This is a genomic window from Hymenobacter edaphi (assembly GCF_003258365.1).
Taxonomy (GTDB): Bacteria; Bacteroidota; Bacteroidia; order Cytophagales; family Hymenobacteraceae; genus Solirubrum; species Solirubrum edaphi.
Genome location: NZ_QHKM01000010.1, coordinates 147,694 through 160,713, shown reverse-complemented (window position 1 = coordinate 160,713; position 13,020 = coordinate 147,694). Strand labels below are relative to the sequence as shown.

Here is a 13,020-nt window from a genome sequence, read left to right as displayed (position 1 = left end):
GTGCGTCTTCGCGTACCAGGGCCAAATACGGCGCGACAAACATCCATTCCGCATCTGATACATCGCTGGGGTAGCCTTTGCGTTGAGCCATCCCCCAAATTACGCTACCAGTCCATAACAGGCTCTACGGGTTTGGTGGCACTCTAACCACTATGGTTTATCTAAGGTTCAGAAACCGAGCATGTGAATGGCCGTCACCGCCGCTTCCACACCTTTGTTGCCGTGCTTGCCGCCGGCCCGGTCCCAGGCCTGCGCCTCGTCCTCGGTGGTCAGCACCCCGAAGATGACCGGCTTGTTGAACTTCAGGCCCACGTGCATAATACCCTGCGCCACAGCGTGGGCAATGAACTCGTCGTGCCGGGTTTCGCCCTTGATGATAACGCCCAGGCAGATGACCGCGTCGATTTCCTCGTGCTGGGCCAGTAGCTGCGCCCCCAAGCCCAGCTCGAAGCTGCCGGGCACGGTGTTGCGGTAAATATTGTCGGCCTTGGCGCCGTGCTGCACGAGCGTATCGTAGGCGCCCTGGGCCAGCGTATCCGTGATGGTGCGGTTCCATTCGGCCACCACCAGCCCGAAGCGCTTCTCGCTGATGTCGGGAAACTGGTCGGAGGTGTAGCTGCTCAGGTTTTTCAGGGAGGTGGCCATGGGGCGTTGGGGTCGGGTTCTGGATGAAGCCGCAAATATCCACTTCTGCGGGCAGATGCGCCTTATGCTACGGGTGCGCGGCGGTACTCGGAAACGTCGCGCCTGAGCCGGCCTGGGCTGGCCGAAGCCCGGAACCCTGACCGGCGGATTGCGCCAAAAACAGCAGCGCCGCCCCCTGGTTCAGGAAGCGGCGCTGCCGGGGTTTCTGCGGTGGGCTTATTTGCCCGTCATGGCTTTGTCGCGGGCCTGGTAGATTTTGGCCTCGTTGGCTTCCGCCGACAGCGGGTAATCGTTCACGATTTTGTCGTAGGCGGTACCGGCGGCGGCGTAGTCCTTCTGCATTTCCTTGGCCACGGCCAGCTTCATCAGGTAGCCGGGCGTGAAGTACTCGTTGGCCTTGTAATCGGCCGCCTTCTGGTAGTAGTCGGCGGCCTCCTTGTACTTCTTCAGCTCCATGTTGGCGTCGCCGATGAGGGCGTAGGCACGGGCTTGCAGCAGCAGGTCGTCGGAGCTGAAGTCCTCCAGGTAATCGATGGCCTGCTGAAACTTCCCGTCCTTCAGCGAAGCGGCGCCGGCGTAGAAGTTGGCCAGGTTGCCGGCCTTCGTGCCACCATACTCGCTGGCTACGGCTTCGAGGCCGGGCGCTTGCCCGTCGCCCTTCAGGGCTTTGCGCAGGGAGTCGGCCTCCCAGTAGTTCACGGCCTGGAACATCGTGGCCTGGGCTTTGTCGTCCTGCGACTGGCGCCAGGTGTAGTAGCCGAAGCCCCCTACCACGACCAGCACGATTGCGGCCAGCAACCCGAACACGATGTTCTTGTTGCGGCGCACGAATAGCTCCGAGTCTTCCAGCCGGTTGGCCAGGGCGTTGGGGTCCTCCAGCAGCGGGTGCTGGTAGGGCGCATTGGGGTCCGGCTGACCCTCCTGGGGCTGCTGGGGCGTCTCGTTCTGGCGCGCCTGCGGCGTATTGCGCGTGTAGGGAATCTTCGACATGGGAAGGGAAAAGGAGGGCGGTCGGACTGCGCCGGCCGCCCGGCTTAGCGTAATCGGTGGTTACTCGCGGATGAAGGGGTAATCCGCCTGCACGTACACGTCCTGGTACAGTTCTTCGGCGGGCGGGAAAGGCGACTTCTCGGCAAACTCCACCGATTCGGCTACTGCGGCTTTGATGCGGTCATCAATGGCCTGCAGCTCGTCTTCGGTGGCGTACTGACGCTCCAGAATCACGGCGCGTACGTTCTCGATGGAGTCGCGCTGGCGGTAGCCCTCCACTTCTTCCTTGGTGCGGTACTTGGCCGGGTCCGACATGGAGTGGCCTTTGTAGCGGTAGGTCTTGAACTCGAGGAAGCTCGGACCTTCACCGGCGCGGGCACGCTCAGCGGCGCGGGCCACGGCGTTGTGCACGTCTTCTACCTGCATGGCGTCCACCGGCTCCGAAGGCATGTCGTAGGCTTCACCGATGGTGTAGAGGTCCGTCACGTTGGAGGTACGCTGCACCGAGGTGCCCATGGCGTAGCCGTTGTTCTCTACCACGAAGATGACCGGCAGCTTCCACAGCATGGCCATGTTGAAGGCTTCGTGCAGGGCGCCCTGGCGCACGGCGCCGTCGCCCATGTAGCAGATGCAGAGCTTACCCGTCTTGTTGTACTTCTCGGCAAAGGCCAGACCGGCGCCCAGCGGCACCTGCCCGCCCACGATGCCGTGGCCGCCCACGAAGCCGACTTCCTTGTCGAACATGTGCATGGAACCGCCCTTGCCTTTCGAGCAGCCGGTTTCCTTGGCAAACAGTTCGGCCATCAGCGCGTTGGGCGAGGTGCCCAGCGCCAGCGGGTGGGCGTGGTCGCGGTAGGCGGTGATGAACTTGTCCCCCTTTTCCAGCGCCGATACGGCACCGGCTACACAAGCCTCCTGGCCGATGTAGAGGTGGCAGAAGCCTTTGATTTTTTGCTGACCATAGAGCTGGCCGGCTTTTTCCTCGAAGCGGCGCATGAGCATCATGCTCTCGAACCACTTCATGTACGTCTCCTTGTCGAAGGCGGGCTCGGCAGCAGCGCGCTGCTTTTTGGCCGCCTTGCCGTTCGAGGAAGCCGTTTTGGCTTGTTTCGCCTGCTCAGCCACGGGCTGGGCGGCATCGTCCTGGGGCGGGGTAGCTACTTGCTGCTCCTCGGCCGTTTGCGGGGCCTTCGTTTTCGCCTTGCTGGCCGAATTGGATGCCTTCGAGGCAGCCTTTACCTTCGTATCCGCCATTAGTTGCTCTTCTAGTTCGGGTTTTGGAATGCGAAAGTACGTAAAAGCATGGCAACTCCGAAACCTCTGCTACGCATGACGCTGGACTCGCTACAACTGCTTTTTTTCAAGAATTACGACGAAGCCACCCTCACGCTTTCGCCTCACATCAACTGCTTTATCGGGGAGAACGGCAGCGGTAAGACCAACCTGCTCGATGCTATCCATTACCTGTCGATGACCAAGAGCGCCTTTGCCGCTGCTGATGCCCAGTGCATGAAGCAGGGCGCCGATTTTTTCCTGGTGAAAGGCCGCTTCGACCTCCCCTCTTCCACTACGCCCGATACCATTCAGTGCAGCCTGCGGGCGGGCCAGAAAAAGCTGGTCACCCACAACAAGCAGCCCTACGAGCGGCTCTCCGACCACATCGGGCGCTACCCGGTGGTACTCATCTCCCCCTACGATACCGACCTTATACGACAGGGCAGTGAGGAACGACGGAAGTATTTCGATAGCCTTATCTCCCAGCTCGACCACTCCTACCTGGAACTGCTCATCCAGTACAGCTTCGTCCTCAAGCAACGTAATGCCCTACTGAAGCAGTTTGCCGAGCGCCATAGCTTCGACCGCGACTACCTGCAGGTGCTCGACGAGCAACTGGTGGAGGCCGGCAGTCAGCTGGTGGTTATCCGGCAGCGTTTCCTGGAGGAGTTTGTCCCGGTCTTTCAGCGACACTACCTCGACCTGGCCGACGGCCGCGAAACCGTTACTCTCGATTACAAGAGCCAGTTGTCCGGCGAGGATTTTGCGCAGTTACTACGACAGCAGGAGCGCAAGGATATTGCGTTGCAGCGCACCTCCGTGGGCCCCCACAAGGATGACTACGTATTTCTGATGGACGGGTCGCCGGTCAAGGGTTTTGGCTCGCAGGGCCAGCAAAAATCGTACGCAATTGCCTTGAAATTGGCCCAGTTTGAAATCATGGCGAGCAAGAAGCAGCACAAGCCCCTGCTCCTGCTCGACGACATTTTTGACCGTTTGGATGAGCGACGGATCAAACGCCTGCTGCAACTGGTGGCCAATCACACCTTCGGCCAAGTGTTCCTGACCGATACCCACTTGGACCGCACCGATCAGGCGCTGGCGGGCCTATCCGAACAGGTCTCCCGCTTTCGGGTAGAAAACGGGACCGTTCACCCCCTATAGGCTCACAAGCTTCGTACCTTTGAAGCACGCGGAAGCCTCTGTCCTTTCGCGATATTATAGCCTTTTTTGCCTTGAAATCCCGCCCTAAAAACGAGTTTTCCCGCCAAGCGGAGGTCGTGTCCCTCAAGGATGGCATTCAGGCGTTGCTGAAGGCTTACCGGCTGCAGGGCAAGATGAACGAAGTCTACGTGGTGTCTTCCTGGGAGCGAATCATGGGCCGGGCCGTAGCGCTCAAAACCCAGGAGGTATACTTCCGCAACGGGAAGCTTTTCGTGCGCCTTACCTCGGCCCCGCTCAAACACGAGTTGTTCATGGCCAAGACGCGCGTTGCGGAAATCATCAACGCCGAAGTCGGTGAAGCTCTCGTTCAGGAGGTGGTGTTTCTGTAGAACTCCGGGTGACTTCTCGACTTGGGTTTAGCTCGCCCCGAGTTGCTCGTTGCTTCTGTCTTTGCCTGATCAAGCCTCTCCTACCGAGAGGCTTTTTTATGCATCCCTGGCTGGGCACAGCTGGTCTGTATGCTACCGGCTTCCCGCCCACCGGCGGACATCTTCACCCACTGGTTTCACCGCCTTTGGGCAACTACTTACGGACGTTTTGCTGCTCGCTGTACTGCCTTGTTCCGTGGTCTAAAACCACCGGTCCTTATGCCTTTCGAAGCGGGCTGTTGTCCACCGCTCCCTCCTCGCATTTGATTGGTCCTTTCAGCGTGTAGGCCATAGTAGCTGAGGCTCTGCTTAACGCTCACCCGTATCGAGCGGACACATAATGTTCCACGTGAAACATTACTGTTCACTTAGGGCCATACACTTTTAACAGGAGCTCATTATAGGCTTCCAATAGGGCAATGTACTTGGCCTGGAGTGCCATCAGGGCCTTCATAGGGTCCTGATCTACAGCTTGTAACACATTCTCTCTAGCAGGCGCGTTACGTGTTACAGATACACTAACTGGTGTTACACCTTGACTTGTAAAGGGCAGCTGAGACTGTACAGCTGTATCAAAATCATTTGTAAAATCATGTTGTATCACCTCACCAACGCGCTTAACAAAGCTGTAATCAAGCGTTGTCTCTTTGAATTTACGGTAAATCGTCGGCCGTGTAATACCCAGCTCCTGCACGATGCGACTAATGGAAATACCACTGTTTTTGATGGCTTCCTGCAGGATTTCGCCTTGGTGGGTCATGAACGGGGGCTGTAACGGAACTAAAGTGTAAAGATGACAAATTTGTTAGAGGATGCAAAATTATAGTACAACACTTGACTGTTACACATGACAGATACAGCAACAAGTGATACAGTGTATCATTGTTACAATTGTCACTTTACACGTACATTATTATATACTCGTTACACCTACTTGTAACAAAAAAACTGTATCAGTGCTTAACAACAGCGCGGAATACCGCCGCTAAACCGCTTGTAACACGCAGCCTTGGTTAATAGGTGTACGAAACGCTTGCCTGAGCAGGCTATTGGGAGGCAGTAGCGGGCCCAAAGCTGAGGTCGGTGTTAAGCGCTGAGTAATGTCCTGGCTCGGTCAGGATAGTCCGTTGTGATACCGTGTACGCCTAGCTGTGCGACATACTTTATAGCTTCTGGCTCATTCACCGTCCAGGCCACGATGGGCAGCCGGGCTTCCCTGCAAAAGCGCAGCAGTTCCTCGTCGAGCAAGTGGTAATCGGGGCCGAGCACGTCGGGCACGAAGCCGAGCCGCCGGATGTGCTCGGCAATGGGTAAGGTGTCTTCGATCAGCAGGCAGACCGGGTGAGCCGATACGGCCCGGGCTACCTGCACCACGCGGTGGTCGAAGGACATCAGCAGCAGGCGAAGCGGGAGCGGCAGCAGACACTGGGCGTCGGCAATTACCTGCTCAACCAGCGCCACGAACTGCGGTGGCGCGGGCTGGTAAAGTCCGTCGGCCTCGGGGATACTTTTCAGCTCGATAGAGAAGCGCGGGACGGGCCGGCCCAGCGTCGCGCAGCGGGCAGCCACAGCCTCCAACACCTCCGCCAGTTTCGGCTTATAGGCCGGCTCGGGCTGCTGCTCGGGAAAGCCCGGGTGCCGCCGACGGCCACAGTCGCAGCGGCGGATGGTGGCGTAGGGCAGCCGGAACAGGTTGAATGCGCGGCCCGCCTCGGGCGTGAGCAGGGCGCCGTCGGGGGCGGTGCAGCAGGCGGCATTCAGCCAGGGCTCGTGCGACACGACCACTTCGTTGTCGGCGGAGACTATCACGTCGAGTTCGAGCCCGTCGACGCCCCATTCGAGCGCGTGCAGGAAGGCCGGCAAGGTGTTTTCGGGCCGCAGGCCGCGGCAGCCGCGGTGGCCGTAGATAAGCGGCCTTTGGAGTGATTCAGGAGCTGGTAGCATGGAGAAGCATACGCAGATTATCGGGCCGGCAGGCAAAGCGGCGGACAAACTGGCAGGAGCAGCGCAAAGCGGTATTTTTGGCGACACTTTGCCTTGAACTCATCTTTTTCTGACCCCTACATGAAACGTTTACTCCTGCTTCTGGTACTGGCCGTGCTGCTGATCGGAGGCTATCTGTATTACCGCGAGGTGACGACCGGTCCCAAATTCGCCCTAGGCCAGGCGGTGAAAGCCCTGCACGACCACGACGTGAGCAGCTTCGAGAAGTACGTGGACGTGGAAAGCGTGACGGGCAGCCTGGTGGATCAGGTGGCCGACCAGGGCAAGGCGCTGGGCTTTATGCTGCCCGGCGGCGGCCTGGTGGCCAAGGGCGTGCTGGGGCTGGCCAAGCCGCAGCTGGCCAAGGCTGCCCGCAAGGAGATGCAGCACTTCGTGGAGACGGGCTCGTTGGAAGCCGCGGCCAGCAGCCAGCCGCAGCGCCTGGTGAAGGTGTCGATGGCCGGGCTGGCCAGCAAGGTCATCAGCCCGGAGAGCAGCTTCAAGGGCGTGAAGTACGTCAACGAGCAGGGCGAGCAGGCGCTGGTCGGGCTGGAGTTTACGCAGCCCAAGTTCGACACGACGATGGTGCTGGAAGTGAAGATGCGCGACCGGGGCGACTACTGGCAGATTACGGAAATCACCAACCTGGGCCAGACGCTTGGCCACGTGGCACGCCTGGAAAAGCAGCGCCTGCTGGGCGGCAAGAAGTAAGCCGACCGGACCGTTCCGCCCGCCACATCACCCAAAAAAAAGAGGCCCGCTGCATTGTGCAGCGGGCCTCTTTTGACTTAGCGGAGCGGCTTAGCTTAAGCCTTGCCGCGGCCCGAAAGCAGGTAGTAGAGAATCAGCCCCAGCACGGGCAGGAAGTAGATGATGGCAATCCAGAGAATCTTCTTGCCGAGCGACCAGGGCTGGCGCAGGGCATCAATCATGGCTACCACATCCAGGATCAGGATCAGGGCGCCCCAGATGGTGTAGGAACCGTAGTCGTCGCGGCGGCTGCAGCTGGTGAGCGTGAGCGAGGCGAAGAAGGCCATCAGCGCGGCGAGGGGCCGGAAGGGCGCACGGAGAGAGGTTACGCGGTTCATTGGTGGTGCTTGGGTTGGAGTAAGGAGAAGGGGTTTGTGCGTCTTCTTACGCAAGCATCGGCCAATGGATATACATTCGCCGTTTTTATCGAATTAACTAACTGATTTATAGATACTTATTACTGATTTGCTGCCAGAAACCGAGGACAACGGTCGGGTACAGGACCATCGTGAGCAGCACGCCGTAGAGGGCGCCGTAGAAGTGGGCGTCGTGGTTGATGTTGTCGCCGGAGCGGCGGCCCTGGTAGTAGGAATAGCCCAGGTAAAGGAAGCCGAAGACAAAGGGCTGGATGCGGAAGGGAATCGGGAAGATCATGATGCCGCCGCCTTCGGGGGCGACGGGGTAGAACAGGATGGCGGCGAAGACCACGGCGGCCACGCCCCCAGAGGCCCCCAGGCTGCCGTAGCGGGCATCCTTCTGGTGGCGCAGATACGTGGGAATATCGGAGACGACGATGCCGCCGAGGTAGAGCAGCAGGAAGAGCAGAATGCCGGTGAGGGTACCGGATTCGGCCATGAGCTGGTTCTGCACAAGCTGCCCGAAGGAGTAGAAGGCAAACATGTTGAAGAACAGGTGCATGAAATCGGCGTGGAGGAAGCCGCTGCTCAGGAAGCGGTACCACTCGTGGTGGCGGCGCACGCGGTAGGGGCTGAAGATCCAGCGCTCCATCACGCTATGATTGTTCCAGCCGTAGAAAGAGAGGCCGACCGTCAGGGCAATGAGAAGGATGACGGAGTCGATGGGAAAGGGCATCGTGGGCAGAAGGAAAGGTGGGAAGGAACGACGGGGCGCTAGCTTTCTCGCTCCATCAGCTGCAGGGCCAGGCCGCGCAGCAGGGCTTTGCGCTCGGCGGGCGCCTGCACCAGGTCGAGGTGGGCCAGGGCGTCCTGGAAGTAGTCGTTGATGAGGGCTTCGGTGCGGGGACGGATCTGGAGCTGGTCGTAAATGGCCGTTACGGCCCGCACCTTGGCCTCGGCGGTTTCGGATGAGTTCAGCCCCAGCCAGTGGCCCAGCGTGACTCTCTGGGCCTCGTTGGCGCGTTCCAGGGCGGTGAGGAGCAGGTAGGTCTTCTTGTCCGACACGATGTCGCCGCCGACGCGCTTGCCAAAGGTGGCCGCGTCGCCGTAGACGTCGAGCAAATCGTCGCGCAGCTGGAAGGCCAGGCCGATGTCGACGCCGAAGCGGCGCAGGTGGTCGGCATCCTCGGCGCTGGCCCCGCCGAGGCGGGCGCCCAGCTCCAGCGCGAAGCCCAGGAGCACGGCGGTTTTCAGGCGGATCATGTCGAGGTACTCGGCAATGCTGACCTGGGGGCGCGTCTCAAAGTTCATGTCGAGCTGCTGGCCTTCGCAGACTTCGGCGGCCGTCTGGCTGAAGCGTTGCAGGGCCTCGCGCAGCAGGGCGGGCTCGATATCGAAGAGCAGCTCGTAGGCGCGCACCAGCATCACGTCGCCGGAGAGAATGGCCACGTTGGGGTTCCACTTGACGTGCACGGTGGGCTGGCCGCGGCGCAGCGGGGCCTGGTCCATGATGTCGTCGTGGAGCAGGGTGAAGTTGTGGAAGACCTCGACGGCCAGGGCCGGGTTCAGCGCCAGCTGCTGCCAGTGGTCGGAGTAGAGGTAGGCGCCGAGCAGGGTGAGCAGGGGGCGGATACGCTTGCCGCCCATGCTCATGCTGTAGCGGATGGGTTCGTAGAGTTCGAGCGGCTGGTCGCCGTAGTGGCGGGCGGCCAGGGCCTCGGTGATGGGGCTCAGAAAGCGGGAAAGGTCCACAGGTTTTGGAGCGGCGAATGATGCCTTGCAAGGTACGGAGGGCAGGCGGCACCGGGCCGGTGGCGCCGGTAGCCGACGGGGATACGGCGCGACGGTTGCGTGGGTGGGCGGCTTGTGGTTGTTCGGCGTCAATTCGCGGCAGGGCATACGATAGCGCACGGGCGCCAATCCGGAACCACCCTGCGCAAGACCGGGGCGTGGCTTGCGACGACCGGGGCAGGCATGCAAACCGCCGTGACCGACATACGGACGATTGAAACCGACATGCGCATGACCGAAGCCGGCCTGCAACTGGCTGCGACCGGCCTGCGAAGCACCGAGGCGGGCCTGCGAACGATTGAACCTAGTATGCGGACGCCTGCGTCTGGCCTGCGAATAACCGCGTCCAGGCTTGGGATGATCGGAACCGGGCTCCGAGATTTTGAAAACGAAATGGGGCGTAACGAAAAACAGCCCCGCCGGCGCAGTGCCGGCGGGGCTGTTTGGGGGTTCGTTCAACGATAGGGGTCCTATGACTTGGAGTCGTAGGACCACTTCACGCTGCTAGCCGTGGAAGCGGCTGCGGCCCTTCTTGCCGCCGCCGGACTTGCGCGGGCGACTACCGCCGCTACCGCCCGACTTACCGCCCCCGCGGCCATCGGAGCGGCCACCGCCACCCGAGCCCGAGCGGCCCCGGCCCCCGCCGCTGCCCCGCTCGTCGCGGGCGGCGTAGCCGTCGGATTTCGCGCGGCCGGCGCGGCGCTGATTGGTGCCGGTGGTGGACGTCACCAGGTCCAGGTCGATGGTGCGGTCGAGCAGGTTGGCGGCTTTGATGACCACCTGCACCGTATCGCCGAACTTGATGATGCGGCCGGTGCGCTTGCCCACCATCTGCATCCGCTCCTTGTCGTACTCGAAGTAGTCCTCGTCGATGTCGGAAACGCGCACCATGCCTTCGCTCTTGGTTTCGCCCATCTCCACGTACATGCCACGCTCGTTGAAGCCCGACACCACGCCGGTGAACTGCTCGCCCACGTGCTCGGCCATGAACTCGACCTGCTTGTACTTGATGCTGGCGCGCTCGGCCTGGGCGGCCCGCTTCTCGCGCTCCGAGGAGTGCTTGCAGTCGGCTTCCAGCTCCACTGCGTCGGCGCTCTTGGCCCCGTGCAGGTAGTCTTCGAGCAGGCGGTGGGCCATCATGTCGGGGTAGCGACGGATGGGCGAAGTGAAGTGGGAGTAGTGGTCGAAGGCCAGGCCGAAGTGGCCCAGCGGCTCGGTGGTGTAGATGGCCTTGGACATGGCCCGCACCGCCAGCGCCTGAATCACCGACTGCTCCGGCTTGCCTTCCACGGCGGCCGTCAGCTGGTTCAGCTCCTTGCTCACATTCGCGTTTTCGCCGAAGTTGATGGCGTGGCCGAACTGCCGGGCAAACTGCGCGAAGTTCTCCAGGCGGTCGGGGTCGGGCGCGTCGTGGGTGCGGTACACCATCGTCAGGCGCGGCTTGCGGGGCTTCAGGCGGAACACGAACTCGGCCACCTTGCGGTTGGCCAGCAGCATGAACTCCTCGATGAGCTTGTGCGCGTCCTTGCGCTCCTTGATGAACACGCCCACCGGCTTGCCGTCCGCGTCGAGCTTGAACTTCACCTCCGGCGCCTCGAAGCTGATGGCGCCTTTGCGGAACCGCTCGGCCTGCAGCTTCTTGGCAATCGAGTTGAGCAGATTGATGTCGGCGGCGTAGTCGCCCTCGCCCGTTTCGATGCGCTCCTGGGCCTCCTCGTAGGTGAAGCGGCGGTCGGAGTGAATGACGGTGCGGCCGTACCAGCTGTCGTAGAGCTTGCCCTTTTCGTCGAGCTCAAACACGGCCGAGAAGGTCAGCTTGTCCTCGTTGGGGCGCAGCGAGCAAAGCCCGTTCGACAGCCGCTCGGGCAGCATCGGGATGGTGCGGTCGACCAAGTACACCGAGGTAGCGCGGTGCTTGGCTTCCTTTTCCAGCCGGGTGCCGGGCACCACGTAGTGGCTCACGTCGGCGATGTGCACACCGATTTCCCAGTGGCCGTTTTCCAGCTGCCGGATCGAGAGGGCATCGTCGAAGTCCTTCGCGTCGACGGGGTCGATGGTGAAGGTGGTGACGGGGCGGAAGTCGCGGCGCTTGGCAATTTCCTCCTTGCTGATGCTGGCCGGAATAGCGTTGGCCTCGGCTTCCACTTCCTCCGGGAATTCGAAGGGCAGGCCGTACTCGGCCATGATGGCGTTAATCTCGGCCTCGTGGCCGCCGGCTTGGCCGAAGCTGCGCACCACCTCGCCCACGGGCTGGCGGCCGGCCTCGGTGGGCCACTCGGTTACGCGCACTACTACCTTGTCGCCGTCCACGGCGCCGTTGAGCGCGTGGCCGGGCACGAACACGTCGAAGTAGAGCTTCTTGTAGTCGGGGTGCACGAAGCCGAAGCCGCCCTGTACCTGCAGGCGCCCCACGACTTCCTCTTTCACCCGCTCGATGATTTCGACCACGTCGCCGGTGGGTTTCCCGTCGCGGTTCTGGCCGAGGCGCACGCGCACCGTGTCGCCGTCCATGGCGAAGGCCAGGCGGTCGGTGAAGATGCGCAGGTCCTCGGGCAGCTCCTCGCTCACGATGAAGGCGAACTTGGGCGTAGCCAGGTCCACGGTGCCGGTGATGGTGGGGCCAGCCTGGTAGCCCGATTCGCGCCGCTCCCGGAAACCCGGGCGGTGGCTGCGGTCGGTGGTACCGGGCATGTCGAAGCCGGCGGAGCGGCGGCGGTGCACGATGGGGCCTTCCTCTAGGCCTTCGCCGGGCGACTCCATCGGGCGCTGTCGGCGGGGCTGGTAGCCGCCTTCGGGCGTGACGGGCGGGGCGGGCTTGCCGCGGCGCGGGGTCCGCTCACGCTCGGCGGCCGGTTCAGCCTGGGCGGCCGGTTGCTCCTGCTCGGGACGCGCGGGGCGTCTGGCAGCGGGCTGTTCCGGCTCAGCGGGCTGGTCGTGGTCGGGGCGTTGCTCGGCCGAGCTTCGGCCGGGAATTTCCACCAGGCGGTAGTCATCGTTCTGGAGCAGGGCGATGTGGCCGCTTTTCCGGAGGGACTTGAGCGTGTCGAACAGTTCGTCGCGCTGGTCTTTATCGACCACGCCGAGGCGGCGGGCGAGCTGACGGTAGTTGAACACCTTGCCGGGGTTGTCGGCGAAGATGCGGAAGACCATGGTCTTGTTGATGGTAGCCGGCTGAGCGGCCTGGTCGCGGCGGCGGGCCGGGTCGCGCTGAGGGCGCGGGGCGTCCGAGTCGTTATTTCTCTTCATGGTGAAAAGGGTCGCCGCCGGGCTGCTTTTGGGTATCTCTGACGGGCGGCGAGTTAGCGGGAAAAACGCAGGCGAATCGGCGCTCCGAAATGGGCGGGCCTGCGGGATGAATATGCGCGTCGGGCAGATTTTGTTGCGTCCGGCGCGGGGTGGTCGGCCTAGTGTTCGAGGGCTGACCGGGTTAAGTTGTGCGAAAGAAAAGAACTTCTGAATATATCAGCAGTAAGCAAGGTGCTGCGGTAGTGGATACGCGGGGGTAACGACGGTTGTATTAAGCGGTTTTCAGGCGCTATACGCTACGCTTGGGGTTTTAGGCGCGGCGGAATCAGGGTAAATGAATTGATGGGCTTAAACGGGCGGTAATGATGCAGCGCGAGCTTTCCGTTCGCGTT

At 61.7% G+C, this 13,020-nt stretch carries 12 protein-coding genes; 3 read left to right on the top strand and 9 right to left on the bottom strand.

What is annotated here, in order from left to right; all coding sequences use genetic code 11:
- Positions 1 to 168: 168 nt before the first annotated feature.
- The 3 genes from ribH to pdhA all read right to left on the bottom strand — a co-directional run bounded on the left by ribH (position 169) and on the right by pdhA (position 2,658).
- Positions 169 to 645, bottom strand: a complete 477-nt coding sequence (gene ribH, locus DLM85_RS22015) for a 6,7-dimethyl-8-ribityllumazine synthase (RefSeq protein WP_111480338.1) — start codon at positions 643 to 645, stop codon at positions 169 to 171.
- A 216-nt stretch (positions 646 to 861) separates the two neighbouring features.
- Complete coding sequence (locus DLM85_RS22010; protein ID WP_111480337.1) at positions 862 to 1,635, bottom strand: tetratricopeptide repeat protein; 774 nt, start codon at positions 1,633 to 1,635, stop codon at positions 862 to 864.
- A gap of 60 nt (positions 1,636 to 1,695) precedes the next feature.
- Positions 1,696 to 2,658: a pyruvate dehydrogenase (acetyl-transferring) E1 component subunit alpha gene (gene pdhA / locus DLM85_RS22005; protein ID WP_111480345.1), complete on the bottom strand. Its 963-nt coding sequence runs from the start codon at positions 2,656 to 2,658 to the stop codon at positions 1,696 to 1,698.
- A gap of 306 nt (positions 2,659 to 2,964) precedes the next feature.
- Between pdhA and recF the strand changes: the two genes are divergently transcribed.
- Together recF and DLM85_RS21995 are read left to right on the top strand one after the other, a co-directional pair.
- Positions 2,965 to 4,074 carry a DNA replication/repair protein RecF gene (recF, locus tag DLM85_RS22000; RefSeq protein ID WP_111480336.1) on the top strand — a complete coding sequence of 370 codons (1,110 nt, stop codon included), beginning with the start codon at positions 2,965 to 2,967 and terminating at the stop codon, positions 4,072 to 4,074.
- 116 nt (positions 4,075 to 4,190) lie between these two features.
- Positions 4,191 to 4,463: a DciA family protein gene (locus DLM85_RS21995; RefSeq protein ID WP_243636087.1), complete on the top strand. Its 273-nt coding sequence runs from the start codon at positions 4,191 to 4,193 to the stop codon at positions 4,461 to 4,463.
- 403 nt (positions 4,464 to 4,866) lie between these two features.
- On the opposite strand, the gene DLM85_RS21990 is transcribed toward DLM85_RS21995, so the two are convergent.
- Both DLM85_RS21990 and DLM85_RS21985 read right to left on the bottom strand, forming a co-directional pair.
- The gene (locus tag DLM85_RS21990; protein ID WP_111480334.1) at positions 4,867 to 5,262 is read right to left on the bottom strand and encodes a helix-turn-helix domain-containing protein; all 396 of its coding nucleotides are present in this window, start codon (positions 5,260 to 5,262) and stop codon (positions 4,867 to 4,869) included.
- Between the two features lie 326 nt (positions 5,263 to 5,588).
- A complete protein-coding gene (locus tag DLM85_RS21985) occupies positions 5,589 to 6,446 on the bottom strand; it encodes a glycerophosphodiester phosphodiesterase family protein (protein ID WP_111480333.1) in 858 nt (285 codons plus the stop codon).
- A gap of 120 nt (positions 6,447 to 6,566) precedes the next feature.
- On the opposite strand from DLM85_RS21985, the gene DLM85_RS21980 reads away from it, so the two are divergent.
- Complete coding sequence (locus DLM85_RS21980; protein ID WP_111480332.1) at positions 6,567 to 7,196, top strand: hypothetical protein; 630 nt, start codon at positions 6,567 to 6,569, stop codon at positions 7,194 to 7,196.
- Between the two features lie 95 nt (positions 7,197 to 7,291).
- On the opposite strand, the gene DLM85_RS21975 is transcribed toward DLM85_RS21980, so the two are convergent.
- From DLM85_RS21975 to rnr, 4 genes are all read right to left on the bottom strand, one after another.
- On the bottom strand, positions 7,292 to 7,573 hold the full coding sequence (locus DLM85_RS21975; protein WP_207891082.1) for a PLD nuclease N-terminal domain-containing protein: 282 nt from the start codon (positions 7,571 to 7,573) through the stop codon (positions 7,292 to 7,294).
- A 106-nt stretch (positions 7,574 to 7,679) separates the two neighbouring features.
- A complete protein-coding gene (locus DLM85_RS21970) occupies positions 7,680 to 8,327 on the bottom strand; it encodes a rhomboid family intramembrane serine protease (RefSeq protein WP_111480330.1) in 648 nt (215 codons plus the stop codon).
- A 38-nt stretch (positions 8,328 to 8,365) separates the two neighbouring features.
- Complete coding sequence (locus DLM85_RS21965) at positions 8,366 to 9,343, bottom strand: polyprenyl synthetase family protein (protein WP_111480329.1); 978 nt, start codon at positions 9,341 to 9,343, stop codon at positions 8,366 to 8,368.
- Positions 9,344 to 9,886: 543 nt separating this feature from the next.
- Positions 9,887 to 12,628 carry a ribonuclease R gene (gene rnr, locus DLM85_RS21960; RefSeq protein WP_243636086.1) on the bottom strand — a complete coding sequence of 914 codons (2,742 nt, stop codon included), beginning with the start codon at positions 12,626 to 12,628 and terminating at the stop codon, positions 9,887 to 9,889.
- Positions 12,629 to 13,020: the final 392 nt, after the last annotated feature.

Coding starts and splice junctions, on each gene's coding strand:
- DLM85_RS21970 (WP_111480330.1), bottom strand. CDS start 8,327: ATGCCCTTTCCCATCGACTCCGTCATCCTTCTCATTGCCCTGACGGTC.
- pdhA (WP_111480345.1), bottom strand. CDS start 2,658: ATGAAGTGGTTCGAGAGCATGATGCTCATGCGCCGCTTCGAGGAAAAA.
- DLM85_RS21990 (WP_111480334.1), bottom strand. CDS start 5,262: ATGACCCACCAAGGCGAAATCCTGCAGGAAGCCATCAAAAACAGTGGT.
- rnr (WP_243636086.1), bottom strand. CDS start 12,628: ATGAAGAGAAATAACGACTCGGACGCCCCGCGCCCTCAGCGCGACCCG.
- DLM85_RS22010 (WP_111480337.1), bottom strand. CDS start 1,635: ATGTCGAAGATTCCCTACACGCGCAATACGCCGCAGGCGCGCCAGAAC.
- DLM85_RS21985 (WP_111480333.1), bottom strand. CDS start 6,446: ATGCTACCAGCTCCTGAATCACTCCAAAGGCCGCTTATCTACGGCCAC.
- ribH (WP_111480338.1), bottom strand. CDS start 645: ATGGCCACCTCCCTGAAAAACCTGAGCAGCTACACCTCCGACCAGTTT.
- recF (WP_111480336.1), top strand. CDS start 2,965: ATGACGCTGGACTCGCTACAACTGCTTTTTTTCAAGAATTACGACGAA.
- DLM85_RS21975 (WP_207891082.1), bottom strand. CDS start 7,573: ATGAACCGCGTAACCTCTCTCCGTGCGCCCTTCCGGCCCCTCGCCGCG.
- DLM85_RS21980 (WP_111480332.1), top strand. CDS start 6,567: ATGAAACGTTTACTCCTGCTTCTGGTACTGGCCGTGCTGCTGATCGGA.